Consider the following 26,335-nt stretch of genomic DNA (forward strand, 5'->3'; position numbering starts at 1 on the left):
TGCCCGCAGGGCCTGTCATGTCGGAGCCACAAGCTTGGGCGCAGTTGCAGGGCTGAGTCCCGAGGCTTCGTGAGAGAGCCGGGCGGGGCAGCAGGGCTGAAATAGGCCGGCTTTCCCGCCCAGCTTGTGGCCTGCAGTTGTTGCAGTTTGTGTCCAATAGGGCGAAAACGATCTCGGTCCTGTTGGGTACCGCTTTGTCCGTGTCAGACGCCACCGCCTCCTCATCCACTCCCGCCGACAAGCCGGTCGCCGCTGCGCCCATGCGCCGCTTCGGCCGCTTCGAGCTGCGCGCCTTGCTGAGCAAGAGCGCGCGCAGCATGTTGTGGGTGGTCTATGACGCCCGCCTGGGGCAGGAGCTGTACCTCTGCATGCCACGGGTGGCACCCAACAGCGCTGCTGCAAGTGCGCATTGGCAGAAGATGGCCCAGGCCGCCTCTCGCGTGCAGCACCCCAATCTGGCTCACGTCATTGAAATCGGCCAGGTCGAGCAGTGGCCGTTTGTGGCCTATGACCGTGCCCTGGGCGAAACTCTGGACGAGCGCTTGGCGCGCCAGAGCGCACCGCTGCCGGTCGAGGCGGCCGACTGGGTCTGCCAATACCTCGAAGGCCTGGCCTTCGCCCATGAGGCCGGCCATGCGCACCGCGACGTCCAATGCGCCACGCTCGTCATCGGCGCCAACAACCAGGTCCGCGTGCTGGGCCTGGAAGTGGCGCAAGAGGTGTTTCCGGCGACCGTCGACTTCAACACCGTCACCCGCCGCGCCGTGCGCGAGTCGGCGGCGGAAGACGTGCTCTGCGTCGGCCTGCTGCTGCACCGCATCCTGAGTGGCCGGCCGGTGCTGGAACAAAACGATTTGCAGGCCGTGGTGCAGCAGATGCAGCCCCTGGGCCGCGAGCTGGTGCGCCTGGGCTGGGAAACGCCGCACCCCATCCCTGACCCGCTGCGCGCGATCTGCAACCGCGCCAGCGACCGTCAGGCCCGCCAGCGCTACCACATCGCCCGCAGCCTGCTGCGCGCGCTCGAAGGCTGGCGCACCACGGCCTCCAGCGATGCGGGTGGCCCGATTGCCCTGCTGATGGACAAGCTGCAGCGCATCGGCCATCTGCCCAGCACCAGCCCGAATCTCAGTCGCATCAGTTCTGGCCTGGAGCGCCAGCACAGCAGCAGCGTGTCAGCCCTGGTGCTGCAGGACATGGCCCTGAGCCTGGAGTTGCTGCGCCGTGTCAATTTGTCGCTCAAGCAAAGCGGTGCGCCGGTCGACGGCACCGTGCTCAATATGCAGCGCGCCATCGCCATGTTGGGACTGGACGGCGTGCAGCAAGCCGCCCGTGCGCTCAAGCCCTGGCCCGGGCCGCTGAGCGAGCTGCAGGCCACCCTGCTGCGCAGTCTGATGAAGCGCGTGCACCGCGCCGGGCAGATTGCCCAGGTGCTGCGCCCGGCAGGCTACGACGGCGAGGTGGTCTACCTGATCACGGTGATGCAAAACCTCGGCAGGCTGCTGCTGCAGTACCACTTTCCGGACGACGCCCAGCAAATCCGCCAGCTGATGCAGCCGCCCGAGCCGACCGAGGACCAGCCTCACCCGCAGGGCATGAGCGAGCAGGCCGCTGCCTACGCCGTGCTGGGCTGCGATCTGGAGGCGCTGGGCGCGGCCGTGGCCAAGCACTGGAGCCTGGGCGAGGAGCTGGTGCACATGATCCGCCGCCAAGCGCCCGACGCTGCCGTGCGCCACCCCAACAACGACGCCGACCTGCTGCGCCTGACCTGCAGCCTGGCCAATGAGCTGGTCGATGCCCTGACCCAGGTCGAAGCGCGCCGCCAGCCCAGTGTGGAGGCGGCCACACGCCGCTATGCCCGTGCCCTGGGTCTGGGCTTGCAGGACATCAAGCAGGCCCTCAATCCCGAGACCCCGCCGCCGGCCACCTTCGATGCCCAACAGCCTCCGCCGCTGAGCGAGGGCCCCCGGGCTTCGGCCTTGCGCAAGCGCTTGACCGGTGGCAGTGCGCCACCTGCAGCCGGCGGTGGCGCTTGAAGGCTTTCGCGCGGCGATTGAAGCCCATGCAGGCGGCTGTCCCTGTGCCTTTCCCTGCGCTGCCCACTTGAGGGCCGAGAGTTGCCCGCCATGCTGCCCGAGTTCCCCGCCGAAGATGCCACCGATGCCGCCGATGCTGGCGACTCGGGTGCCTACACCATGCCCGCTCCGTTGAGCGATCTGCATGTGCCGCAGCTGGGGCGCTTCCATTTGCTCAAGCGCCTGGGCGAGGGGGCACAGGCCACCGTTTGGCTGGCCCATGACCCGCGCCTGGACCGCGAGGTGGCGCTGAAGGTCTTGCACCCGCCCAGCGACGGCCGCAGTGTCGATGAGTGGCTGCATGAAGCACGTGCCGTCAGCCGCCTCAACCACCCGAACATCGTGCCCGTGTTCGAGGCCGACATCCAGGACGGCCAGGCCTATCTGGTGTTCGAATACGTCGCCGGAGGCTCCCTGGCCGACCGCTTGCGCCGTCAGGTCGACGGTGGTGGCGCCTTGCCCGCCCGCGTGGCGGTCGAGCTGAGCCTGGGTCTGCTCGACGGACTGCAGGTCGCGCATCAGGCCGGTGTGGTGCACCGCGATCTCAAGCCCAGCAACATCTTGATCGACGCCAAGGGCCGGCCGAGGGTGATGGACTTCGGCATCGCCGGGCGCCTGAGCGCGCCAGCGTCGGGCCCGCAAGCCCAGGCGCCGCAGCGCATCGTCGGCACGCCGGCCTATCTGTCCCCCGAGGCCGCGCGTGGCGAAGCGCCGGCCCCTTCCATGGACGTGTTCGCCGCCGCCATCCTTTTGGCCGAGATGCTCAGCGGCCAGCGCCTCAATCACGAGGCCGACCCCTGGGCATCGGTGCGCCGCCTGCGCGAGCAAGAGCTGCATTTGCCGCCGGGCCTGGGCCCCGAGGTGGACGACGCTTTGCGTGCCATCGTCCAGCGTGGCCTGGCCCGCGAGCCGGCCCAGCGCTGGCCGAGTGCCCAGGCCATGCATGATGCCCTGGCGCACTGGCTGCACCCCGAGGCTGCGCCGGAAGCGGCCGCCGCCCAGGGCGAGGGCGCGGCCCTGGAATTCCTGCTGCGCCGCATGCGCATCAAGAGCGATTTCCCGGCCATGAGTCAGGCCATCGGCCGCATCCAGCGCCTGACCCAGTCCGAGCATGAAAGCCTGTCCAGCCTGTCCAACGAGATTCTCAAGGACGTGGCGCTGACGCAGAAGTTGCTGCGCCTGGTCAACACCGTGCAGTTCCGCCACACCAGCGGCGGCGCCCAAGGCGGCATCAGCACGGTCTCACGCGCCGTGGCCCTGATCGGCTTTGGCGGCATCCGCAATCTGGCCTTGTCCTTGATCCTGCTTGAGCGCATGGAGAACAAGGCCCATGCCCAGGCCTTGCGTGAGGAATTCCTGCGCTCCTTGATGGCCGCGTCGCTGGCGCGCGAGCTCTGTGTCAACAGCCCGGAAAGCGAAGAGGCCTTTCTGGCCGGCATGTTCTATCACCTGGGCCGCTCGCTGACCGAGTTCTACTTCCCCGAAGAAGCGCGCCAGATCCGGCGCATGCTCAGGCCGGAAGCCAGCGAACTTGGCGAACGCCCGCGGCCGGCGCTGAGCGAGGCCAGCGCCTCCATCCAGGTCTTGGGCATGAGCTATGAACAGCTCGGTCTGGGCGTGGCCCGCCAGTGGGGGCTGCCTGATGGCTTGCAGGAAAGCATGCGCCGCCCCAGCGGTGAGCCGCCCCAGCGCTGGATCGAAAAACCGTCCGAGCGCCAGCGCTGGCTCGCCCATGCGGCCAATGCGGTGGCCGATGTGATCCTGCACACCGAGCCGGAGCAGGCCCATGCCAAGGTCCACGCCATGGCCCAGCGGCACGCCCGCGCCCTGGGCGTCAGCGCCGCCGATTTCGACCAGGCGGCCGACCGCGCCCGTGCCCGCCTGAGCGAGATGGCCGAGGCCATGGGCATCACCTTGCCCAAGGGCTCGCCGGCGCGCCGCTTGCTGGCGCCGCTGCAGCCGGCGCCCGACGATTCCTTGAGCCCGCACCAGCTGCAAGCCACCCAGGTGCTGGAGCCCACGCTCAGCCTCAGCGGCCAACAGCTGACGCGCGAGCAGGCGGTGGAGATGATGGCCTCGGGCATCCAGGACATCACCAACGCCATGGTGGACAGCTTCAAACTCAATGAAGTGCTGCGCATGATTCTGGAAACCATTTATCGCGCCATCGGTTTCCGGCGCGTGGTGTTCTGCTTGCGCGAGCCCAAGAGTGAACAACTGACCGGTCGCTTCGGCCTGGGCGAGGGGGTTGAGGCCGTGGTGCCGGCTTTCCGCGTGCCGCTGCGCCTGCCCAGCAGCGGTGCGGTGGACCTGTTCACGGCGGTCTGCCACAAGGGCGCCGACACCTTGATTGCCGACGCCTCGGCCGCCAATATCGCCGAGCGCTTGCCGCCCTGGTACCAGGGGCCGGTGGCCGCGCCGAGCTTTCTGCTGCTGCCCATGCTGCTCAAGGGTCAGCCCTTCGCCATGATCTACGCCGACAAGGCCAAGGCGGGTGCCATCGACCTGGGCGAAAAAGAGCTGGCTTTGCTGCGCACCTTGCGCAACCAGGCGGTGATGGCCTTCAAGCAGCTGGCCTGAGCTGGCCCAGCAATCCGAGGGTCTTCCTGGCTCGGCTAGACTGCGAGCCCATTCCAGAAGCCCGTCCAGCCGCCATGTCCAGCCCCGTTCAAGAAGCCACCGTGTTGCAAGCCCTGCAGACCGTGATCGATCCCAACACGGGCAGCGATCTGGTGACGGGCAAGCAGATCAAGAACTTGCGCCTGAGCGGCGCTGATGTGGCCTTCGAGGTTGAGTTGGGTTATCCGGCTGCCAGCCAGCATGCGGCCCTGCGTTCCAGGCTGGAAGCGGCGGTGCGCACACTGCCCGGTGTTGGCCAGGTGAGCCTCGCCATCGGCAGCAAGATCGTCGCCCATGCGGTGCAGCGCGGCGTGCAGCTGCTGCCGGGCGTGAAGAACATCATCGCCGTGGCCTCGGGCAAGGGCGGGGTGGGCAAGAGCACCACCGCGGCCAATCTGGCGCTGGCGCTGGCCGCCGAGGGCGCGCGCGTCGGCGTGCTCGATGCCGACATCTACGGCCCCAGCCAGCCCCTGATGCTGGGCGCCTCGGGCCGTCCGGACAGCCTGGACGGCAAGCTGATGGAGCCCAAGATGGCCCATGGCCTGCAGTTGATGTCGATTGGCTTCCTGGTCGAGGAAGACCAGGCCATGATCTGGCGCGGCCCCATGGCCACCCAGGCCCTGGAGCAGCTGCTGCGCCAGACCCGCTGGCAGGACTTGGACTACCTGGTGGTGGACATGCCGCCCGGCACCGGCGACATCCAGCTGACCCTGAGCCAGCGCGTGCCGGTGACCGGCGCCATCATTGTCACCACGCCCCAGGACATCGCCCTGATCGATGCCAAGAAGGGCCTCAAAATGTTCGAGAAGGTCGGCGTGCCCATCATCGGCTTGGTCGAGAACATGGCCGTGCACATCTGTACGAACTGCGGCCATGCCGAGCACATCTTCGGCGCCGACGGCGGCAAGAAGATGGCCGCGCAGTACGGCCTGGACTATCTCGGCGGCCTGCCCCTGGCCCTGTCCATCCGCGAGCAGGCCGACGCTGGCAGGCCCTCGGTGGTGGCCGAGCCCGAGGGCGAGATTGCCGTGCTCTACAAGGCACTGGCGCGCAAGGTGGCCGTCAAGATTGCCGCTCAGGCCAAGGATTATTCGGCCAAGTTTCCGACGATCTCGATTTCCAGCGGCACCTGAGTCCGCGCTGATCCAGCGTTCGCCTCAGGTCAGCCCAAGCCCCAGCGCCCCCTGCAGCAGCTCGCCGCAGAGCGCATCGATTGCGCTCGGTCGCCCCTGTGTCAGGTGATTGGCCATGCTGGCGCGTGCCTCAGGTCGCCGGATGGGCCAGGTCGCGCAGGTGGGTGGGGCCCACGCGGGCCTCGATTTCGGCCAGCATGGCGCGGCCCCAGCCCAGGGCGAACAAGGCCTCGCCGACCACGAACATGGGCCCGACCAGCAGGCCAACCAAATCGTCAACAAAGGCCGGCTTCTTGCCTTCGTAGTAGTGGCCGACGAACTGAATGATCCAGCCCAGCGCAAAGCTGCCCAAGCCCCAGGCTAGCCACTGCGAGCCGCCGCCCGCGGCCAGCGGCTCGGCCAGGGCCATCAACACGCCGTTGACGGCGCTCACGGCTAGGCCCAGCACCAGATTGCCACGCGTCAGGTACCAGGCCGTGCTCAGGCCCCAGATCGCCCAGGCACCGTTGAGCTGCAGGCCCAGGGCCTCAAACTGTAGGCGTGCCAGCAGCACGCCCACGGCAAACACGATCAGGGGAATGCCGACAAAGTGGGTGGCGATATTGCGCCGGTCGCGGTGGTAGCTCGCGTACTGGGCCATCAGATCGATGGCGGGGCGGAATGGGCTGGCGGCCATGTCTGGCTCCTTTGATATGCGTCTTGGAGGCGATGCTAGCGCAAGCGCTGCCCCTCGCACTGTCAGAATGCCCCCGTGTTCCCTGCATCGAGGCCTCAGCCCTTGAAGAATCCCGAGAAACGCCGTCGGTGCAACACCCTGCTCCTGAGCTTGGCGGCTGCGGCCTTGTGCAGTGCCTGCGCGACCGTCGCGCCACCGAGCCCGGTGGCCGAGGCGGCGAGCCTGCCAGAGTTTGCCCTGGCGCAAGCGCAGCTGGAGGGGCAGTCCGGTGGGCGCCTGTACCGTCTGGACCCTGCCGCCAGCCGGGTCCATATCCATGTGTTCCGGGCCGGCCGTGCGGCCGGACTTGGGCACAACCATGTGCTGGCCGCGCCGCAGGTCCGGGGCTTGCTGTGGTGGCCTTTGGATGCCGAAACGCAAGGCCCGGCCTTGCGCGGGGCCGGGGCGGCTCGTTTCGAGCTGCAGCTGCGTCTCGATGAGCTGCAGCTCGATCCGCCCGAGCTGCGCGCCGCATTGGGCCCGGGCTGGGCCTCGCTGCTGAGTCCTGAGGCGGTGGCCGCCACCCGGCGCAATATGTTGGGCGAGGCCGGCTTGCAGGCCGAGCAGTTCCCCGAGCTGCGCATCCAGGGCCTGCAGCTGATCGGCGAGGCGCCCAAGCTGGTGGCACGCTGGGCGCTGAGCTTGCACGGCCGCACGCGCCAATACGAAGTGCCGCTGCAAGTGGAAATGAACGCGCAGTCGGTGCGTCTGAGCGGCGCTTGGGTGCTGCGCCAGAGTGATTTCGGCCTGACGCCGTTCTCGGTGGCTGGCGGGCTGCTGGCGGTGCAGGACGAACTGCTGGTCGAGTTTGCGCTGCAGGGGCGATGAGCTGAGCTGGGCTGATCTCAGCGCAGCCTTCGGCTCATCAAATCCTTGTCCACCAATCGGCCGTCCGGCAATTTGATGGCTCCCATCAGGCGGCCGTAGCGAATGAAGCCGCAACTCTCATAAAGGCGCACGGCGGCCAGGTTGCTGGCGGTGACGCTGAGCGTGACCAGCTCCAGCACAGGCTCACCTTCCAGCAACATGAGGGCGCGCTGCAGGAGCTGGCGGCCGACGCCGCGGCCATGCAGGCCGTCGCTGACCATCATGCCGACGATGTGGGCGACATGGCGCACCTTGACGCGCGCTTCATGCTCGCAGCTGATGGCGCCGACCAGCTGTCCGTCCAGCCAGGCCGTCAGGGTGAAGAGGTTGGCGCCGCCGTCGCCGCCGCTGAGGCGGCCGCGGTAGCTCTCGGCATCGCGTAGCAGCTCGGTGCGGGCATCCGAGGTGAAGGCCTCGGGGTGGCCGGCCAGCATGCCATCTCGCAGCTGCTTGTAGGCCGTCAGGTCGGCTTCGCGCATCAAGCGGATCTGACAGTCGAGCCGGCTGCGCTGGGGCGTGGGTGTGGGGCTCTCAAGCATGGTCTTGCCACTCCTGCAATTCGCGCAGGCTGTTGATATTGAGAAAGGCCTGTGGGTCGCCAGGTCGATCAAAGGCGACCGCCACATGGTTCTGTGCCGCTTGCCACTGTTGCAGGCGCCGGCCGCCTCCGGCCAGAAACTCGGCGGCGCTGTCGGCCAGGCGGCGGTGCATCAGGCAGAAGACCGGCTCCGCCTGCCCGGCGCAGCTGGGAAAGGCGAGCTCGGCGCCGCTGCTGACCAGGGCTGTGGCCAGGCGCTCGCCCAGGTCCAGGGGCAGGAAGGGGCTGTCGCAGGGCACGCTGAGCAGCCAGTCGCTGCCACAGGCCCGCAGACCGGCCAACATGCCGGCCAAGGGGCCGGCGAAGTCGGCGTCGGCATCGCTGACGACGGGGCAGCCGAAGCGGCCGTGCTCTGGCAGCTCTTGGTTGGCGTTGATGAGCAGGGTTCCGACCTGCGGCTGCAGCCGCTCCAGCACGCAGGCCAGCAGCGGCCGGCCCTTGAACACTTGCAAGCCCTTGGCCACGCCGCCCATGCGGCGACCCAGACCTCCGGCCAGCAGCAGGCCGGTGATGTTCTCGATGGCGTCCGGACGGCCGCTGCCCACCATGGCTCAGCCGCCGATGTAGTGCATTTCGATGCGGCGCTCGCCAACCGGCGGCTCGCCCAGGCCTTGGCTGCGCAGCTGCGAGTAGCGGTCGCTGCGCTGCGACCACAGGCCAGCCACCGTGGCCTCGATCTGCGCATCCGTGGCCGGGCTGCGCAGCAGGCTGCGCAGGTCCTGGCCGCGGTGGGCGAACAGGCAGGTGTAGAGCTTGCCTTCGGTGGACAGGCGGGCCCGGTTGCAGTCGCCACAGAAGGCCCGGCTGACGCTGGAGATCAGGCCGATCTCGCTGCTCAAGCCCTGGCGGCTGATGCGCCAGCGCTGCGCGGTCTCGCCGGGCGCGCTGGCCGACAGCGGCTGCAGATCGAACTGCTCGCCCAGGCGTTCCAGCAGCTGGGCCGAGGGCAGCACCTCGTCCATGCGCCAGCCATTGCTGGCGCCGACGTCCATGTACTCGATGAAACGCAGCTGTACGCCGGAACCCAGGAAATGCTGGGCCATGGGCAGGATCTGGCTGTCGTTGACACCCTTCTTGACCACCATATTGACCTTGATGGGGCCTAGCCCGGCCGCTTGCGCGGCGGCGATCCCGGCCAGCACCGAGGCGACCGGGAAGCCGACATCGTTCATGCGCTGGAAGATGGCGTCATCGAGACCGTCCAGGCTGACGGTCACGCGCCGCAGGCCAGCTTGCTTGAGCCGCTCGGCCATGCGCTCCAGCAGGGAACCGTTGGTGGTCAAGGTCAGATCAAGGGGCTGGCCGGCCGGTGTGCGCAGCTCGGCCAGCATGGCGATCAGGCGGTCGACATGCTTGCGCAAGAGCGGCTCGCCGCCGGTCAGGCGGATTTTCTCGACGCCGAGCGCCACAAAGCTGCGCGCCAGGCGGGTGATCTCCTCGAAGCTGAGCAGCTCGCTGTGCGGCAGGAATTCGTAATGCTTGTCAAAGACCTGCTTGGGCATGCAGTAGCTGCAGCGGAAATTGCAGCGGTCGGTGACCGAGATGCGCAGATCGCGCAGGGGGCGACCCAGCAGATCGTGCGGCGGGCCGACTTCGCCCGAGGTCGGGGCGGCAAGCGCGGCCGAGATGGCGGACCGAGTCGAACTCTCGCTCTGGCGCAGATCGACGATGGGAATCACAGGCTTGTTGACCATGAGCCCATTGTGCCCGCTGCACAGAAGCCCGGCCGGGCGAGGGCCAGCCTGGCCACGTCGAGGCCACTGGGCGTAAGCTCCCTGATATCACCCCAAGAGGGGGCTTGCCCTCGGGGAGCGCAGCAGTTGGAATGCAAGGCATGACCGGCGTACTCCATCCTGACCTTCCTCACTTCATCGCTTTCGGCGCCGTCTACACCGAGCTCAGCCGCAGCGGCCCCGACCTTTGGCGCAGCCGCAACCGCGGCGCGCCCTGGCAGGTGGCCGTGGCCCTGTCCACCCTCGGCGAACTCAGCGCCTTTGCCGGCGCCATCAGTCAGGACCAATTCGGCCAGGAAATCTGGATCGACAGCAGCGACGCCAACCTGGATTTGCGCTTCATTCAGCAACTGCCCAAGCCGCCCTTGATGGCCCTGAGTCGCGGTGATGAAGCGCCGCAGTTTTTTGTCGGCCAGGACAGTGCCGACCTGCATTTCCGCCCCGAGGGCTTGCCCAGCGCCTGGCTCAAGGCCTTGCGCTGGGCGCATTTCGGCGGCCTGAGCCTGGTTCGCCAACCTTTGGCCATGCGCTTGCTGGCCCTGGCCGAAGGCTTGAAGGCCGAGGGCAAGACGCTCAGCTACGCGCCCGAGTTCAGCCTGCAGATGGACTCGCGCTACGACGAGACCCTGGAGCGCATGTGCCGCCTGGCCGATGTGATCCAGGTCTCCGAAGCCGAGCTGCGCGGCCTGTTCCGCGCGCAGGACTACCGCCTGGGCCTGGCCCAGATCAGCGCCTGGAACCCGGATGCCGTGCTGCTGCTTCAGCACGGCGTGGCCGGCCATGCCACGCTGTTCCGCGGGCGCGAGGAATGGCATGCGCAAATTGCTGATCACGAGTCGGTCGATCCGGTCGGCGCGCGGGAATCCGGACTTGCCGGACTGATCTTCAGCTGCCTGCACCATCGGGCGGCACCGACGCAGCAGCATTTGCGCTGGGCTGTGGCGGCCGAAGCCGCGGCCTGCGGCGCGGCGGGCTTTTGCCCGCCCTCGGAAGCCTTGGTGGCCACGCTGGCGGAGCGGGTTTTGCTCAAATCCGGCCTTTGATGGGGCCGGGCTGAGTCGCCCGCAACTTGCGCACGAAACGACCCAGGTGCGGGTCGCTGCGCGCCAGCGGCAGGGCGTCGATCCCGAACCAGCTCAGTCCGTGGAATTCTTTGGGGTCGTGCCGCAAGGCTTGCTGGCGCGGGATGCGCAGCCAGTACCAGAGTGAGACATCGGTGTGGCCAGCGGTCAGGCCCACGGTCTCGCTGCGGCTGAGCATCAGCGGCGAGCCGAGTTCATGGGGCAGGGCCAGCCCCAGTTCTTCCTGCAGCTCGCGGCGCACAGTTTCGCGCGGGTGCTCGCCCGGCTCGACATGGCCGCCGGGCGGCAGCCACAGCTGGGCGTTCTTGTGGTCCACCAGCAGCAAGGCTTGTGCCGTCTCGTCGGTGACCACGAAGTAGGAGACCAGATGTTCGGGCGGTGTGTCCGGCTTGGCTCGCCGGCACAGCTCGGCCCCGCTGTCCACCCAGGCCAGCGCGGCCTTCAGTTGCCTTGCTTCTTCGGCGTCGTCAGCGTGGATGGATGCGATCTCCTCACGGATCCAGGCGCGCACTTGGTCGGCTGCATTCATGCCTCGGCATTCTGCATGGCCCTGAGGGCGCCAGCTCTCAGCCTCTCAGTCGGGAATGCGGTAGTCGGCCGGGCCCATGAGGTCGATGCCGCAGGCCAAGTTCTCCGCCCAGGCAATGAACTGCTGCACGGCCGGGCCGCTCATGGGGCTGCCGTGCTGAGGCACGATCATGTCGATCGGCAGTTCACGCACCATGGCTGCCCACAGGCGCATGACCTTGTTGCTGACCATATAGCGGCGGTGGAAGCCTTCCATATGGCGGATGTGGCCGGCCAGCTCGGTCACGGGCTTGGCCGGGTCCAGATTGGCGCCCAGCGAGGCGCCGAGGTCGCCCGAGAACAGGATGCGGCTGATCGGGTCGTAGAACTGGAAGTTCCCCTCGGCATGCAGGAAGTGGGCGGGCAGGGCCCAGAGCTCGAAGCTGTCGTCGCTGCCCTGGCCCAGGCGCAGGCGCTGGCCGGCGTCGGGCAGGCCGATGATGCGGCCCGCTGTCTTGCCGGGTTTGCAAAAGTGCGGTGCGAAGCGCTCCCAGATGCGCGAGATGTAGACCGGCGCCGTGGTGGCCGTCATCCAGCGGTCCAAGGAGGCAATGATGTCGGGGTCGGCGTGGGAGGCCAGGATGGCGGCCAGTTTGTGTGGCGCTATGGTTTGCGTCAGGCCGAGATACAGCTCGTTGTAGGCGATATTGCCGCCCGGGTCCAGGATGGCGCCGGTGTTGCCATGGACCAGCAGGAACTGGTTGGATTGCACGGCCTCGCCGTCCTCCAGGCTGAGCTTGGAGAACATCAGGCATTGGTGCGAGCCCTGGCGGAACAATTCAATGGACATGGCGCGTGAGCGGACGAATCCGACAGTGGAGTGCGGTCACTCTAGCGATGTCGGGGTCGCGCGGACTTGAGTCAGATCAATCGCAGTCGCCGCTCGTCGGCTTGAGCGTGCTGCGTAGGGCCAGCAGGCCCGCCTCGGGCAGGGCGGCGCTGTAGAGCCAGCCCTGGGCATCGCTGACGCCCAGGTTCAGCAGTGCCTGGCGCTGGTGCTCGGTTTCTACGCCTTCCGCCGTGATGGCCAGGCCCAGCGTGTCGGCCAGGGCGACGATGGCACGCACGATGGCCAGGTCGTTGCCGGCACGCTCGATGTCGCGCACAAAGCTCTTGTCGATCTTGAGCCGGTCGAGCGGGAAGTACTTGAGCAGGGACAGCGATGAAAAGCCGGTACCGAAGTCGTCGATGGCCAGCTTGACCCCGAGGCGCTGCAATTCGCCCAGGATCAGTCGGCCACGGTCGATCGACTGCAGGGTCGATTCGGTGATTTCCAGCTCCAGGCAGGCCGCTGGCAGGCCGTGGCGAGCCAGGGCCTGCGCGACCACGTCTACAAAGCCGGGGCGTTGCAGCTGGCGCGCCGAGATATTGACAGCCAGCCGGTCCAGCGGGCGGCCGCTGGCCAGCCAGCGCACACCCAGGCGGCAAGCCTGATCCAACGCCCAGCGGCCGAAGTCCTCAATCAGACCGATTTCTTCCGCCACCGGAATGAAGCGCTCGGGGCTGATGGGCCCCAGCTCCGGGTGGTTCCAGCGCATCAAAGCTTCGGCACCGATGACGCGGTGGCGTGCCATGTCAACAATGGGTTGCCAATGAAGCACCAGCTCTTGGCCCAGGCGCGCGCGGCGCAGGCCCTGCTCGATCTGCATGCGGGCGACGGCCTTGTCCGAGAGCGTGGCGCTGAAAACCTCGCAGCGGTTACGGCCGCCGGCCTTGGCTTCGTACATGGCCGTGTCAGCCGCTTGAATCAATGCGTCGGCCGTGTTGGCGTGCTCAGGAAACTGAGCGATGCCAATGCTGGCCGACACGGAGACGGGCTCGCGGCCTTCCAGTGCCACCGGCAAACGAATTTCGCCCAGCAGCTTCTCGGCCAGAGCGGTGGCGTCGTCTATGCGATTGATCTCGCTGAGCAGGATGATGAACTCATCGCCGCCCAGGCGTACCGAGACATCGGAACGGCGCAGGCAGAGCTCGAGGCGACGCGCGATCTGGATCAAGAGCTCGTCACCGACGCTGTGGCCCAAGGTGTCATTGATGGTCTTGAAACCGTCGAGGTCGAGAAAGAGCAGGGCGAAGCGGGCGCCTTCGCGGCCTTCGCCGGGGCTGTCCTGGCGCTCATCGCCGCCGATGAAATGGCGCAGGCAAATCTCCAGATGATGGCGGTTGCCCAGGCCCGTCAAGGCATCGTGATAGGCCAGGTGCTGGATCTGGGTCTCGGCGCGGCGAAGGGCCGAAATGTCGGTGAAGGTCAGCACCTGGTGGCTGAGTTGGCCCTGCGGGTCCAGCACCGGCGCGAGATGCTGCCAGGCGGGAAAGACGCGGCCATCGCGGTGCCGGCAGATGGTCTCGCCATGCCAGATCGTGCCGCTGTCACGGGTCGGCGATGGCGGCTTGCCCAAGGCCTGGAAGCCGGCCGCATCGCCGACTCTTTGTGCGTGGAGAAAGCTGCACACATCGCGCCCAACGATCTCATGCAAAAGCCAGCCCGTCATCTGGCTGAAAGACGGGTTGACGGCTTGCACGCGCAACTGCTCGTCGAGGATCAGGATGGCATCTGCGGCCGATTCGAACACCACCGCGGCGCGGCGCAGCTGGGCTTCGCTTTCCCGCTGCAGGCTGATGTCGCGGAACACGCCGATGATCTTGCCCTCCTCGGGGAAGTGGCAGGCCTTGATCTCCAGCCACACGGCTGGCTCTTCCTCCGGGCGCCAGCGGGTGACACAGTGAACGGAGCCGCCGGGGGCCAGCAAACCCGACATCTGCTGGCGCGCCCGTTCATCGATGCACGACAGATATTCCTGGCGTGAAATCGCAAAGCCGCGCGGCTCGCTGGTGAACAAGGGCTTGATATGGCCGTGCAGCTCGATGTCGTCGGAATCCGGCCGGAACTCCACCACACCCAGCTGCGCGGCATCGAGCGCCAGGCGGTAGCGCTGCTCGGCCCGTTCCGCCTGCTGCTCGGCCGCGCGCCGCGCCAGGGCCATGCGTATGGTGGCGTTCAGCTCGCGGAGCTCGAAGGGCTTGAGCAAATAGCCATATGGCGCCGTCAGGCCGGCGCGTTCCAGGGTGGCCGGTTCGGCATAGGCGGTCAGGTAGATGACCGGGATCCTCAGCTGGCTGATGACGGTGTGGGCGGCGCGCGTGCCGTCGCCGCCGTGGCCCAGGTTGATGTCCATCAGCACCAGATCGGGGCGGTCACCGCGGGCCAACTCGACAGCGCGGCTCTCCGACGCGGCCATGCCGCTGACTTCATAGCCCAGGGATTCGAGGTCTTGCTTGAGGTCCAGAGCAACGATGCGCTCGTCCTCGACGATCTGAATGCGCGCCAGCCGTGGCGCAAGGGGCAAAGCCAAGGCGTCCGTCATGTCGTGGTTTCCTTTGCATCCCTCGGGTTCATGAAGTTGACTCGCACGTGAGTCCCCGGTCCAGCCATCAGGTGGAGTGTGCCGTCGAGTTGCTCAGTCAGCATGGGGACGAGCTGGAAACCCAGTGTCTTGCTGTTTTCCCAGTCTGGACTCGTGGGCAGGCCGATGCCGTCGTCGCTGACCTCGATCTGCAGGCTGTGGTCTTCGGCACGAAGCGCGCTGATCATGATGCGCCCACTGGCCCGATGGGGGAAGGCGTGCTTGAAGGCATTGGTCACCAGTTCGTTGACGATCAGGCCGCAGGGGATGGCCGCCTGCAAGTCGATGGCCATGCCTTCGTCGGCTGCCTGCACGTTCAGCTCCAGTGTTTGCCCAGGGTTGGCGTAGCTGTCATGTAGCAAAGCGGCCAGGCGCTTGAGATAGGGGCCCAGTTCAAGAGCGGAAAAATCACTGCGTTCGTAGAGCAGCTGGTGGGTCAGCGCCATGGCGCGGATCCGGCTCTTGCTGTCGCGCAACACGGCCTTGACCGAGTCATCGACATGGCGGGACTGCAGGCGCAAAAGGCTGGAGACGATTTGCAGGTTGTTCTTGACCCGGTGGTGCACTTCGCTGAGCAGGGCGGTTTTCTCCTGCAGGGCGCGCTCAATCTGGGCCTGCGCCGCCAGGCGTTCGTCGATGTCCATGACGGTGGCCAGCACCTCAGCGGGCTCGCTGTCTGGAATCGGGTTCAACCCCACTTCGACATTGAAGCTGCTGCCGTCATGCCGCAAGGCCTGCACCCGCCTGCGTTTGGCCATGGGCCGGGTCTGGAGGTGGGCAAAGAAGTGGCTGATCAGCGCTGGATGGCCGGGTCGAGAGGCCAGGGGCACCAGCTCGTTGATGTCGCTGTTTTCCAGCGTCCCGGGCGGGCAGGCAAACAGCCGGTCCATGGCGGTGTTGGCGAGCAGGATGCGGCCCTCGCCGTTGACCAGGGCCATGCCATCAGGGGCGGCGTTGAAAGCGCTGCGGAAACGGGCTTCGCTGGCCCGCAATGCGCGCTCGCTGTGCACACGGTCGGAAATGTCGATGCCCGAGGCGATCACATGGGTGACTTGCTCACCATCGTCGCGCAGCGGCGCCAGCATGAAGTCGATGGTCATGCGGCTGTCGTTGCGCATGCGCACGACGATGTCGCGCCGCACCACATCGCCCTTGGCGGCCTCGGTCAAGGCGCCGCGCAGCCATGCTTGCAGGTTCGGGTCATGCGACCACCAAAACGTGTCCCAGAAGGGCTTGCCGCGGACCTCGTCGATGCTGATGCTGGCGGCTTCAAGCGGCGCCCGGTTGGCTTCCAGCAGGATGCCCTCGGTGCTCAGCACCCCGACGAACGCGAACAAGCCGTTGAGCACCCGGCGCAGGCGCTCCTCGCTCTCCCTCAGGATGGCCTCGGCCTTGCGATGGCTGGTGATGTTGACGGCCTGAACCAATATGCCCACCACGGCTTGCTCAGCATCGCGGATGGGCAGGTAGCTGGCTTCCCAGTCGGACGGCGTGTCGGGATGGCTGGGCACCAGGACCCGGACACGGAACTTCTCCAGCGCGTGGCCATGGTCCAGCACCGCGCGCAGCAGGGGCTCGAGCTTGTCGAAGGCTTGGGGCAGCATTTCGGCGACGCTGCGCCCCAAGAGCTTCTCGACCGGCACACCGTTGAATTCGGCCAAGGCCCGGTTCACCCGGGTGTAGCGAAGTTGCCGGTCCAGCACGGCCAAGCCGACAGGCAGGTCGCTGGCGAACAGGCAGTCGAGTACCGCGTGCTCAGCCGGCCCGGCCTTCATGTTTGGCGCACCCGTGGCGAGACGCCTGTTTCGGCGCACATGGGGCGGGCTGCGGGGCGCCCGCGGGACGAACGCATCGGGTACTGCATGCTGGTTCTCTCCCTGAGAAACATCGTGAACTCGAAGACATCGGCGCCGACCCCATCTATCTTGATGTGTGTCAATTTCGAGTCTACCCGGCAACTGCCGTCCAGCTTGTTTGTTTCTTGGTTCAGCGACCAGCGGCAGGTTCAGCGCTGGGTATCGGTCTTGCCGTCGTTCTTGGGTCGATGCGTGCTGACTTGCAGGCGGGGTCGCCCGGCATCTTCTTGGGCCAGCGGGGCGACTTCCTGCAAGCTGGCGAGGCAGCGCAGGGTCAGGTCTTGATAGGTCTCGGTGCCGGCGCGCTTCCAGCTGATTTCGTCTTCGCTGAGTTCGCGCATGACCTTGGCCGGCAGGCCGGCGATCAGCGAGCGCTCGGGCAGCTTGAGCCCGGCGCGAACAAAGGCGCAGGCCGCAACGATGCTGTAGGCGCCGACCTCGGCCGCATCCATGACCACCGCATTCATGCCGACCAGGGCGTCATGGCGCACGATGCAGCCATGGAGCACGGCGCCGTGGCCGATATGCCCATTGCGTTCGACCACGGTCAGCGAATCCGGGAAGCCATGCACCACACAGCTGTCCTGGACATTGGCGCCTTCGTGGATTTCGATGCGGCCGAAATCGCCGCGCAAGCTGGCCAGGGGGGCGATGTAGCAGCCCGGGCCGATGTGGACATCGCCGATCAGCACGGCCGTGGGGTGGACATGGGCGCTGGGGTGGACGACCGGGATGACGCCGTCGATGGAGTAGGAGGGCATGGGTGCGGGGGTGAATCGTGAATCGTGAATCGTGAACGGGTGAACGGGTGAACGGGTGAACGGGTGAACGGGTGGGGCGCGCTGACGAGTGTGGCTGATTCACCTGTTCACCCATTCACTTGTTCACTGCATTCCAAGGGTTTACGCTGAGTAGCGCCGTCTTGCGCCAAATCAAGACCAACCTTACGATCTACCGACCGGTCGGTCAAGAGTGTTTGAGCTGATCGATTCGCTGCCTTCCTTCGTCGAACGAACCGCCCCGAGGCCTGCCGCATGCAAGAACCGCAACTCCTGAGCCAGCAGGACGGTGCCGTCCGCACACTGACTTTGAACCGCCCGGCGGCGCTCAATGCCTTCACGTCCGGCCTGCTGGCCGAGCTGCGCGAGGCCCTGGATGCGGCCGCGGGTGATGCCAGCGTGCGCTGCGTGGTGATCACGGGCGCCGGTCGTGCTTTCTGTGCCGGCCAGGATCTCAGCGACCCCATGGTCAACCCCGATCTCAAGCCCGGCGAGTCGCCCAAGGACATCGGTGCCTTGCTCGATGGTTTCTACATTCCCCTGGCCCAGCGCGTGCGCAGCATGCCGGTGCCCGTGATCGCCGCCGTCAACGGCGTGGCGGCCGGTGCAGGCGCCAACCTCGCCCTGGGCTGCGATCTGGTGCTGGCTGGCAACTCCGCCAGCTTCATCCAGGCCTTTGCCAAGATCGGCCTCGTGCCCGATTGCGGCGGCAGCTGGTTGCTGCCGCGCCTGGTGGGGCGCGCCAAGGCCTTGCAGCTCGCCTTGTTGGGCGAGAAGCTGCCGGCCGCCGAGGCGCAGGCCATCGGCTTGATCTACAAGGCCGTGCCCGATGAAGAACTGGCCGCCAGCGCCCAGGCCCTGGCGCAGAAGATCAGCCAGATGCCGGTGCGCGCCATGGCTCAGACCCGAATGGCGTTTGACGAAGCTGGCCTGCTGGACTTTGACGACGCCCTGCGCTTGGAGGCGGTGACGCAAAGCCAGCTGGGCTTCTCGGCCGACTACCTGGAAGGCGCCGCGGCCTTTTTGCAAAAGCGCGCGCCCAAGTTCAGCGACCGCTGAACAGCCATGCGCCAGCATCAAGACGGAGCCCGCCCATGAGCATGGATGCACAAGAGATTGCCGAGGCCGTGCGGCACGGCATGTGGGCCCAGGACCGGGCCAGCCAAAGCTTAGGCATGGCGGTGCTGGCGATTGCCCCCGGCAGTGCCACCCTGGCCATGACGGTGCGCGAGGACATGCTCAATGGCTTCGAGATCTGCCACGGCGGCCTGATCACCACCCTGGCCGATTCGACCTTCGCCTTCGCCTGCAACTCTTACAACGAGTTGACCGTGGCCTCGGGTTTCAGCATCGACATCGTCGCCCCGGCTCGCCTGGGTGACCGGCTGACCGCGGTGGCGCGCGAGGTTTCGCTGGCCGGCCGCACCGGCGTCTACGACATCACGGTCAAAAACCAGGCTGACCAGCTGGTGGCCGTGTTCCGCGGCAAGAGCTACCGCATCAAGGGCAAGCCGGTGGTGCTGCTGCCGCTGGCCCCGAATCTGGATTCGTCGGAGGCCGAGGCATGAGTGAGAGCAAGAGTGGCCCCGCATCGCGTCTGGGTCTGGACGCGATCGAAAATGCCAGCCAGGACGAGCTGCAAGCCCTGCAGCTGACGCGCCTGCGCTGGAGCCTTCAGCATGCCTACGACCAGGTGCCGCATTACAAGGCGGCGTTTGACGCGGCCGGCGTGCATCCGTCAGACCTGAAGAGCCTGGCCGACCTGGCCAAGTTTCCCTTCACCACCAAGAAAGACCTGCGCGACAACTACCCCTTCGGCATGTTCGCCGTGCCGCGCCAGCAGGTGGCGCGGGTCCATGCCTCCTCGGGCACCACGGGCAAGCCGACGGTGGTGGGCTACACCCAGCAAGACATCGACACCTGGGCCGGTCTGGTGGCGCGCTCCATCTACGCCGCCGGTGGCCGAGCGGGCGATCTGGTCCATGTGGCTTATGGTTATGGTCTCTTCACCGGCGGGCTGGGCGCGCACTACGGCGCCGAAAAACTGGGCTGCACAGTCATCCCCATGTCCGGCGGCCAGACCGAGAAGCAGGTGCAGCTGATCCAGGATTTCCGGCCCGACATCATCATGGTCACGCCCAGCTATATGCAGGTGATCATCGAGGAGTTCGCACGCCAGGGCCTCGATGCGCGTGAGATGTCGCTGCGCATCGGCATCTTCGGCGCTGAGCCCTGGACCGAGGCCATGCGCCGCGAGATCGAGGGCAAGGCCGGCATCGACGCGGTGGACATCTACGGCCTGTCTGAGGTCATGGGTCCGGGCGTGGCCAGCGAGTGCGTCGAAAGCAAGGATGGCCCGGTGATCTGGGAAGACCATTTCTACCCTGAGATCATCGACCCCGAGACCGGTGCCGTGCTGCCCGATGGTGCTGAGGGCGAGCTGGTCTTCACCTCGCTGAGCAAGCAGGCCCTGCCCATCATCCGTTACCGCACCCGCGATCTGACCCGGCTGCTACCGCCCACCTCGCGCAGCATGCGGCGCATGGGCAAGATCGTCGGCCGCAGCGACGACATGCTGATCATCCGCGGCGTCAATATGTTCCCGACCCAGATCGAGGAGCTCGTGCTGCAGGAGCCACAGCTCTCGGGCCAGTACCAGATCGTGGTCTCGCGCGAGGGCACGCTCGACGAGGTGGAGGTGCGCTGCGAGCTGCAGCCGGCCGCCGCGGCCGCCGATGGCAGCCAGGTCGCCCAGGTGGCCAAGTCCTTGCAGCACCGCATCAAGACCCTGGTGGGTGTGTCCACCAAGGTCCATGTCGGTGCCCCCGATTCCATTGAGCGCACCTTGGTGGGCAAGGCCCGCAGGGTGATCGACAAGCGCCCGCGCTGAGCCCCGCGGCGACCTCTTTCAGGAGCAAAGCAGATGTATACCCAAGCCATGAGCGTCGGCCCACAGGATGTGGCCGCCAAGGCCAAGAGCGCCGAGGACGCGGCCCGCGAGGCCGCCTTCGAAGCCCGCATCGACGCGGGCGACTTCATCGAAGCCAAGGACTGGATGCCCGAGCATTACCGCAAGACCTTGGTGCGCCAGATCAGCCAGCATGCGCATTCCGAGATCGTCGGCATGCTGCCCGAAGGCAACTGGATCAGCCGTGCGCCCACGCTCAAGCGCAAGGCCATTCTGCTGGCCAAGGTGCAGGACGAGGGCGGCCATGGCCTCTATCTCTACTCGGCCGCCGAGACCCTGGGAACCAGCCGTGATCAGATGCTTGATGCCTTGCACAGTGGCAAGGCCAAGTACAGCTCCATCTTCAACTACCCGACGCTGACCTGGGCCGATATTGGCGTGGTCGGCTGGCTGGTCGATGGAGCGGCCATCATGAACCAGGTGCCCTTGTGCCGTTGCTCTTTCGCGCCCTATGCCCGAGCCATGATCCGCGTTTGCCGCGAGGAGAGCTTCCACCAGCGCCAGGGGTATGAGTCCCTGCTGGTGATGATGCGAGAAGGCACGGCCGAGCAAAAAGCCATGGTGCAGGACGCGGTCAACCGCTGGTGGTGGCCGTCTCTGATGATGTTCGGCCCGGCCGACAAGGATTCGCCCAACTCCGAGCAATCCATGCGCTGGGGCATCAAGCGCATCAGCAACGACCAGCTGCGTCAGAAGTTTGTCGATGCTACCGTGCCGCAGGCCCAGATTCTGGGCATCACGCTGCCCGACCCCGATCTCAAATGGAATGAAGAACGCGGCGAGCATGACTTCGGCGCCATCGACTGGGCCGAGTTTTGGCGCGTGGTCGGCGGCGACGGCCCCTGCAACCGCGAACGCCTGGCCACCCGCGTCAAGGCCTGGGACGAGGGCGCCTGGGTGCGCGAGGCGGCACTGGCCCACGCCCGAAAACAAATGAACAAGGAGCAAGCAGCATGAGTTCGACTGACAAAGAATGGCCTCTGTGGGAGGTCTTCGTGCGCAGCAAGGCTGGCCTGGACCACAAGCACTGCGGCAGCTTGCACGCCCCTGACGCCAAGATGGCGGTGCAGATGGCCCGCGAGGTCTACACCCGGCGCCAGGAAGGCTGCAGCATCTGGGTGGTGCTGTCCAACCAGATCGTCGCCTCCGACCCGGGCGAGAAGGGCATGTATTTCGATCCGGCCGAAGACAAGGTGTACCGCCACCCGACCTTCTATCAGCTGCCCGACGCCATCAACCACATGTAAAACATGAAGCCCCCACGTTCATTGCATTCACTGCCAAAAGGCCTGCATGCCTTTTGGCCTTCGCCAGCCTCGAACGAGCGCGCAGGCGCTCGTTCGGCGCGGGCACAGCCCCCCGAGGGGGCGCAGGCCTCCCTTGGGGCGGCCCGGCGGGAGTCCTGAGGTATGAGCCAAGCATCGATTCAAGTGGGCAGCAGCCCGCAAGTGCAGTACCTGCTGCGCATCGCCGACAGCTGTCTGATCCTGGGCCAGCGTCTGGGCGAGTGGTGCGGCCATGGCCCCATCCTCGAGGAAGACCTGGCCCTGGCCAATATGGCCCTGGACCTGATCGGCCAGGCGCGCGCGCTGCTGACGCATGCCGCGCATCTGGACGGGCAGGGCCATGACGAAGACCAACTCGCCTTTTTGCGCGAGGAGCGCCAGTACCTGAACCCGGTGCTGATGGAGCTGCCTCGCGGCGACTTCGCCTTCACCCAGGTCCGCAACTTCGCCGTCGCCACCTGGCTTCAGCTGCTCTGGGGTCGTTTGGCTTCCAGCAGCGATGCCGAGGTGGCGGCGATCGCCGCCAAGGCCGTCAAGGAATCGCGTTACCACCAGCAGCATGCAGCCGATTGGGTGGTGCGACTCGGTGATGGCACGGATGAATCCGCTGCCCGCATGCGCGAAGCCCTGGCCCAGCTCTGGCCCTTGTTCAATGAGCTCTTTGACGCCGACGCGGTGGACGCCTCCGCCGTGGCCCAAGGCCTGGGCCCGGCCTGGTCGGAGCTGCGCGCCGACTGGCAGGCGCAGATGGACGAGGTGCTGGCCGACGCCACCCTGGCCCATCCCAAGCCCAGCGCCTACGTGTCCGCCGGCCGCCGTGGCGTGCACAGCGAGCATATGGGCCATCTGCTGGCCGAGATGCAGTACCTGCAGCGCGCCTACCCCGGGGGCAAGTGGTAATGAGTCTGCCATCAAGCAGCGCCTGCGGTCGGCTCGAAGCCGCCTGGGAGGTGCTGCGCCAGATTCCCGACCCCGAGGTGCCGGTGATCTCGCTCTGCGAGCTCGGCATCGTGCGCGATCTGCGCCTGCGAGAGGACGGGGTGGAGGGCCTGGAGGTGGTGCTGACGCCCACTTACAGCGGCTGCCCGGCGACCGAGCTGATCCAGGACGATGTGCGTGCGGCCTTGTCCGCTTTCGGCGCGGTGCATGTGACCCTGCAGCGCGCGCCGGCCTGGACCACCGACTGGATCACGGCCGAGGGCCGAGAGAAGCTGCGCGCCTATGGCATTGCGCCCCCCGGGCCGGTGGCGGCGGGCGGCGAGCAGCCGATCCGCCTGGTGCACCGCGCCTCGCTGAGCCAGCTGGCCTGCCCGCGCTGCGGCAGTCTGCAGACCGAGAAGCTGTCCGCTTTTGGCTCTACCGCCTGCAAGGCCCTGTACCGATGCTTGAGCTGCCGCGAGCCGTTTGAGCATTTCAAACCCATCTGAATACAAAAGACGGATCCCTGCGATGAGTCTGCATTTCCATCCCCTCAAAGTTCGTGCGGTGACCCCGGACACTGACGACGCCGTGATCCTCAGCTTCGAGGTGCCTGCCAGCCTGCAAGCCGATTTCCAGTTTGTGCCTGGGCAATACCTGACCCTCCGCCATGAGGTGAAGGGCCAGGACCTGCGCCGCTCCTATTCCATCTGCGCTGGCGCCGATGATGGCGAACTGCGCGTGGGCGTGCGCCGGGTGGAGGGCGGTGCCTTCTCGACCTGGGTGCACGGCGAGCTCAAGGCCGGCGCGGTGATCGAGAGCTATCCGCCTCAGGGCCGTTTCGGCGCCCAGGCTCTGGACGGGCGCGGCGAGCACCATGTAGGCATCGCCGCCGGTTCGGGCATCACGCCCATCCTGTCCATCATGAAGACGGTGCTGGCGCGCGACCCCGAGGCCCGTTTCACGCTGATCTACGGCAACCGGGCCCAGGCCTCCACCATGTTCAAGGAGGAGATCGAGGACCTGAAGAACCGCTACATGACGCGGCTGTCTTTGCACCCGGTGTTCTCGCGCGAGCAGGTCGATGCGCCGCTGCAAGCGGGGCGCATCGATGCGGGCAAGCTGGCGGTCTTTCTGGCCACGGTCTTGCCGCCGTCCAGCATTGACCAGGCCTATGTCTGCGGGCCGTTCGAGATGAATGAGGCGGCGGAGGCCACGCTGCGCGCTTCAGGTGTGGACGAGTCGCGCATCCATGTCGAGCGTTTCGGCACGCCCGAGATGCAGGCGGGCCAGCCGGCGCCCCACCAAAGCCTGGCCGGCGACGCCGACAGTGCCCGCGTGACGGTAATTCGCGACGGCATCAGTCGCGAGATCGAATTCGCAAAGAGCGATGCCAGCCTGCTGGACGCCGCCGCGCGTGCCGGCATGGATGTGCCCTTCTCATGCAAGAGCGGGGTCTGCTCGACCTGCCGCTGCAAGCTGCTCGAAGGCGAGGTGCGCATGGACAAGAACTTCGCGCTCGACAAGCATGAGGTCGCCGCTGGCTTCATCCTCAGCTGCCAGGCCCATGCGCTGACGCCACGTGTGGTCATTTCTTTCGATGAACGTTGAATTGATGTTGCGCTTCCGTTCAACGATGGATGCGCGCTGATGGCACGCGGACGCGCCCCCGGTTTCGAGAACCAGCGCGAGCAGATCTTGCGCGAGGCCGCGCGACTGTTCGCGCATCAAGGCTATCCGGGCACCTCGATGAATGCCGTGGCTGAGGCCTGCGCAGTGAGCAAGCCCACGCTGTACCACTATGTGCGCGACAAGCACGAGCTCTTGGTGCAGATCTGCGAGAGCCATGTGCAGGACTTGGAGGCCTTGGTGCAGGAGGTTCTGGCGCAAGAGCTGTCCCCCGAGGCTCGCCTGCGCGCACTGATCGCCCGCTTCGTGCAGGCCTATGGCGAGGCGCAGAACGAGCACCGGGTGCTGACGGAAGATGTGAAGTTCCTGGACGAAGCCGACCGTTTGCGCCTGACGGCGATTGAGCGCCGTGTGGTCGCGGCCTTTGCCGACAGCGTGGCGGCCGTGCGGCCCGAGCTGCAGGCGGTCAAACTGCACAAGCCGCTGACCATGCTGCTCTTTGGCATGATCAACTGGACCTTCACCTGGCTCAAGCCCGATGGTGAGCTGACCTATGAAGCGGTCGCCCCCATGGTGGCCGATCTGTTCTTTGGCGGACTGGGCGCGGTGCAAGCCGAGCCTGGGGCGCAGGCCTTGCAAGCTTGATGAAGGCTTGGCGGCGGACCATGGCTGGCTTGCCTAGGCACGCCTTTTTTCACGGACAACACACAGGAGACAGAACGAGCATGAATGCCACTTCGCTGAAGCACCCATCGTCGTCACACCGCAAGACCTGGCTGAGCCTGGCCGCTGGACTCTTGCTGTGCGCCCAGGCCCTGGCCGACATCAATGTCGGCGTCACCGTCTCGGCCACCGGGCCGGCCGCTTCCCTGGGCATCCCGGAGAAGAACACCTTGAGCCTGATGCCCACCAGCATCGCCGGTCAGAAGGTCAATTACATCGTGCTCGACGATGCCTCCGACACCACCTCGGCCGTGGCCAATACGCGCAAGCTGATCACCGAGCACAAAGTCGATGTCGTGATCGGCTCGACCACCAGCCCCAATTCCCTGGCCATGATCGACGCCGTGGTCGAAGGCGCCACGCCCATGATTTCCATGGCGGCCTCCAACCGCATCGTCGACCCGGTGGACGCCAAGAAGCGCTGGGTCTTCAAGACCCCGCAGAACGACATCATGATGGCCCTGGCCATCGCCCAGCACATGGCTTCGGCAGGCGTGAAGACGGTGGGCTTTATCGGCTTTGCCGATGCTTATGGCGAGGGCTGGTTCCAGGAGTTCAGCAAGATTGCCGAGCTCAAGGGCCTGAAGTTGGTCGCGTCCGAACGCTACAACCGCACGGATACCTCGGTCACCGGCCAGGTGCTCAAGCTGGTGGCGGCCAAGCCCGATGCGGTGCTGATCGCGGGCTCCGGCACGCCGGCCGTGCTGCCGCAAAAGTCGCTGCGTGAGCGCGGCTATGCCGGCAAGTACTACCAAACTCACGGCGTGGCCAACAACGACTTTTTGCGCGTCGGCGGCAAGGATGTGGAAGGCACCTTCCTGCCCAGCGGCGGCGTGCTGGTGGCCAACCAGCTGCCGGCCGATCATCCGGTCAAGAAGAGCGCACTCGACTACGTCGCCAAGTACGAAGCAGCCTTTGGCAAGGGCACGGTCTCGACCTTCGGCGGCCATGCCTGGGACGCCGGTCTGCTGCTGCAGGCGGCCTTGCCGGTGGCGCTGAAAAAGGCGCAGCCGGGCACGCCGGCTTTCCGCGCCGCTCTGCGCGATGCGCTGGAGGGCGTCAAGGAGCTGCCCGGCGCACACGGCGTGTTCAATATGTCGCCGACCGATCATCTGGGTCTGGATCAGCGGGCGCGGGTGATGGTGAAGATCGAAAAGGGCGCTTGGCTCTACCAGCCCTGAGCTTGAGGTTTTTCTACTGCGCGGCTGCCATGCTGCGTTGACCGGCGCTGCAGGATCCTCACGTACAGGGTGTACGTTCCGGTCCTTTCGCGTCGGTCGCCTTGCCTGACAGCCGCTCGCGACGAAAAACCCCTTCAAGCTTTCCGCCAGATACAGCATTTTTTGAGTCAGGGGCCCGATCGGGCCCCTTTTGAAATCCATCCAA

General features: G+C 66.5%; 24 protein-coding genes. 15 read left to right on the forward strand and 9 right to left on the reverse strand.

All coding sequences use genetic code 11. The features are described from left to right. Nucleotides 1–200: 200 nt before the first annotated feature. The 3 genes from ACQY39_RS11340 (at nt 201) to apbC (ending at nt 5,824) form a co-directional block, all read left to right on the forward strand. Nucleotides 201–2,033 (forward strand): HDOD domain-containing protein, encoded by a 1,833-nt coding sequence (locus tag ACQY39_RS11340; RefSeq protein ID WP_428506248.1) that lies wholly within the window; start codon nt 201–203, stop codon nt 2,031–2,033. A gap of 90 nt (nt 2,034–2,123) precedes the next feature. Then, on the forward strand, nt 2,124–4,652 hold the full coding sequence (locus ACQY39_RS11345; RefSeq protein ID WP_428506250.1) for a protein kinase domain-containing protein: 2,529 nt from the start codon (nt 2,124–2,126) through the stop codon (nt 4,650–4,652). A gap of 74 nt (nt 4,653–4,726) precedes the next feature. After that, nucleotides 4,727–5,824 (forward strand): iron-sulfur cluster carrier protein ApbC, encoded by a 1,098-nt coding sequence (gene apbC / locus ACQY39_RS11350; RefSeq protein ID WP_428506252.1) that lies wholly within the window; start codon nt 4,727–4,729, stop codon nt 5,822–5,824. A gap of 130 nt (nt 5,825–5,954) precedes the next feature. Here apbC and ACQY39_RS11355 read toward each other — a convergent pair whose 3' ends face one another. Continuing rightward, the gene (locus ACQY39_RS11355; RefSeq protein ID WP_428506254.1) at nt 5,955–6,500 is read right to left on the reverse strand and encodes a DUF962 domain-containing protein; all 546 of its coding nucleotides are present in this window, start codon (nt 6,498–6,500) and stop codon (nt 5,955–5,957) included. Between the two features lie 102 nt (nt 6,501–6,602). On the opposite strand from ACQY39_RS11355, the gene ACQY39_RS11360 reads away from it, so the two are divergent. Then, entirely contained in the window at nt 6,603–7,367 is a 765-nt protein-coding gene (locus tag ACQY39_RS11360) for a YceI family protein (protein WP_428506256.1), read from the forward strand. Between the two features lie 17 nt (nt 7,368–7,384). Here ACQY39_RS11360 and ACQY39_RS11365 read toward each other — a convergent pair whose 3' ends face one another. The 3 genes from ACQY39_RS11365 to moaA are packed head-to-tail and all read right to left on the reverse strand — an operon-like array spanning nt 7,385 to nt 9,698. After that, entirely contained in the window at nt 7,385–7,945 is a 561-nt protein-coding gene (locus ACQY39_RS11365; RefSeq protein ID WP_428506258.1) for an N-acetyltransferase family protein, read from the reverse strand. After that, on the reverse strand, nt 7,938–8,552 hold the full coding sequence (gene mobA / locus ACQY39_RS11370; RefSeq protein WP_428506260.1) for a molybdenum cofactor guanylyltransferase MobA: 615 nt from the start codon (nt 8,550–8,552) through the stop codon (nt 7,938–7,940). The genes ACQY39_RS11365 and mobA overlap by 8 nt, the downstream gene beginning before the upstream one ends. Before the next feature lie 3 nt (nt 8,553–8,555). Next, entirely contained in the window at nt 8,556–9,698 is a 1,143-nt protein-coding gene (gene moaA / locus ACQY39_RS11375) for a GTP 3',8-cyclase MoaA (RefSeq protein ID WP_428506262.1), read from the reverse strand. Nucleotides 9,699–9,838: 140 nt separating this feature from the next. Here moaA and ACQY39_RS11380 point away from each other — a divergent pair, with 140 nt between their 5' ends. Beyond that, on the forward strand, nt 9,839–10,780 hold the full coding sequence (locus tag ACQY39_RS11380; RefSeq protein WP_428506264.1) for a PfkB family carbohydrate kinase: 942 nt from the start codon (nt 9,839–9,841) through the stop codon (nt 10,778–10,780). Here the strand turns inward: ACQY39_RS11380 and ACQY39_RS11385 are convergent. From ACQY39_RS11385 to ACQY39_RS11405, 5 genes are all read right to left on the reverse strand, one after another. Next, on the reverse strand, nt 10,764–11,348 hold the full coding sequence (locus ACQY39_RS11385) for an NUDIX hydrolase (RefSeq protein ID WP_428506266.1): 585 nt from the start codon (nt 11,346–11,348) through the stop codon (nt 10,764–10,766). The two genes, ACQY39_RS11380 and ACQY39_RS11385, sit on opposite strands and share 17 nt — an antisense overlap. Before the next feature lie 45 nt (nt 11,349–11,393). After that, nucleotides 11,394–12,176: an MBL fold metallo-hydrolase gene (locus ACQY39_RS11390; RefSeq protein WP_428506268.1), complete on the reverse strand. Its 783-nt coding sequence runs from the start codon at nt 12,174–12,176 to the stop codon at nt 11,394–11,396. Nucleotides 12,177–12,252: 76 nt separating this feature from the next. Continuing rightward, complete coding sequence (locus tag ACQY39_RS11395) at nt 12,253–14,751, reverse strand: two-component system response regulator (RefSeq protein WP_428506270.1); 2,499 nt, start codon at nt 14,749–14,751, stop codon at nt 12,253–12,255. Further along, the gene (locus ACQY39_RS11400; protein WP_428506272.1) at nt 14,748–16,565 is read right to left on the reverse strand and encodes a PAS domain-containing protein; all 1,818 of its coding nucleotides are present in this window, start codon (nt 16,563–16,565) and stop codon (nt 14,748–14,750) included. The genes ACQY39_RS11395 and ACQY39_RS11400 overlap by 4 nt, the downstream gene beginning before the upstream one ends. 230 nt (nt 16,566–16,795) lie before the next feature. Further along, on the reverse strand, nt 16,796–17,407 hold the full coding sequence (locus tag ACQY39_RS11405; RefSeq protein ID WP_428506274.1) for a phenylacetic acid degradation protein PaaY: 612 nt from the start codon (nt 17,405–17,407) through the stop codon (nt 16,796–16,798). A gap of 273 nt (nt 17,408–17,680) precedes the next feature. On the opposite strand from ACQY39_RS11405, the gene ACQY39_RS11410 reads away from it, so the two are divergent. From ACQY39_RS11410 to ACQY39_RS11455, 10 genes are all read left to right on the forward strand, one after another. After that, nucleotides 17,681–18,484, forward strand: coding sequence for an enoyl-CoA hydratase-related protein (locus ACQY39_RS11410; RefSeq protein ID WP_102769536.1), 804 nt, complete (start codon nt 17,681–17,683; stop codon nt 18,482–18,484). Between the two features lie 41 nt (nt 18,485–18,525). Next, on the forward strand, nt 18,526–18,993 hold the full coding sequence (gene paaI / locus ACQY39_RS11415; RefSeq protein ID WP_428510788.1) for a hydroxyphenylacetyl-CoA thioesterase PaaI: 468 nt from the start codon (nt 18,526–18,528) through the stop codon (nt 18,991–18,993). Next, complete coding sequence (paaK, locus tag ACQY39_RS11420) at nt 18,990–20,315, forward strand: phenylacetate--CoA ligase PaaK (protein ID WP_263519642.1); 1,326 nt, start codon at nt 18,990–18,992, stop codon at nt 20,313–20,315. Before paaI ends, paaK begins: the two co-directional genes overlap by 4 nt. A 33-nt stretch (nt 20,316–20,348) precedes the next feature. Next, nucleotides 20,349–21,350 carry a 1,2-phenylacetyl-CoA epoxidase subunit PaaA gene (gene paaA, locus ACQY39_RS11425; RefSeq protein WP_428506277.1) on the forward strand — a complete coding sequence of 334 codons (1,002 nt, stop codon included), beginning with the start codon at nt 20,349–20,351 and terminating at the stop codon, nt 21,348–21,350. Continuing rightward, entirely contained in the window at nt 21,347–21,640 is a 294-nt protein-coding gene (gene paaB / locus ACQY39_RS11430; protein WP_428506279.1) for a 1,2-phenylacetyl-CoA epoxidase subunit PaaB, read from the forward strand. The genes paaA and paaB overlap by 4 nt, the downstream gene beginning before the upstream one ends. Nucleotides 21,641–21,802: 162 nt before the next feature. Beyond that, nucleotides 21,803–22,579 carry a 1,2-phenylacetyl-CoA epoxidase subunit PaaC gene (gene paaC / locus ACQY39_RS11435; RefSeq protein WP_428506280.1) on the forward strand — a complete coding sequence of 259 codons (777 nt, stop codon included), beginning with the start codon at nt 21,803–21,805 and terminating at the stop codon, nt 22,577–22,579. Next, nucleotides 22,579–23,106 (forward strand): 1,2-phenylacetyl-CoA epoxidase subunit PaaD, encoded by a 528-nt coding sequence (gene paaD, locus ACQY39_RS11440; protein ID WP_428506282.1) that lies wholly within the window; start codon nt 22,579–22,581, stop codon nt 23,104–23,106. The genes paaC and paaD overlap by 1 nt, the downstream gene beginning before the upstream one ends. Before the next feature lie 22 nt (nt 23,107–23,128). Further along, nucleotides 23,129–24,208, forward strand: coding sequence for a 1,2-phenylacetyl-CoA epoxidase subunit PaaE (gene paaE / locus ACQY39_RS11445; protein ID WP_428506284.1), 1,080 nt, complete (start codon nt 23,129–23,131; stop codon nt 24,206–24,208). Between the two features lie 39 nt (nt 24,209–24,247). After that, nucleotides 24,248–24,871, forward strand: coding sequence for a TetR/AcrR family transcriptional regulator (locus ACQY39_RS11450; RefSeq protein ID WP_428506286.1), 624 nt, complete (start codon nt 24,248–24,250; stop codon nt 24,869–24,871). An 80-nt stretch (nt 24,872–24,951) separates the two neighbouring features. Then, a complete protein-coding gene (locus ACQY39_RS11455; protein ID WP_428506288.1) occupies nt 24,952–26,130 on the forward strand; it encodes an ABC transporter substrate-binding protein in 1,179 nt (392 codons plus the stop codon). Nucleotides 26,131–26,335 lie beyond the last annotated feature (205 nt).

This window comes from Roseateles sp. (assembly GCF_965262435.1).
Lineage (GTDB): Bacteria > Pseudomonadota > Gammaproteobacteria > Burkholderiales > Burkholderiaceae_C > Paucibacter_A.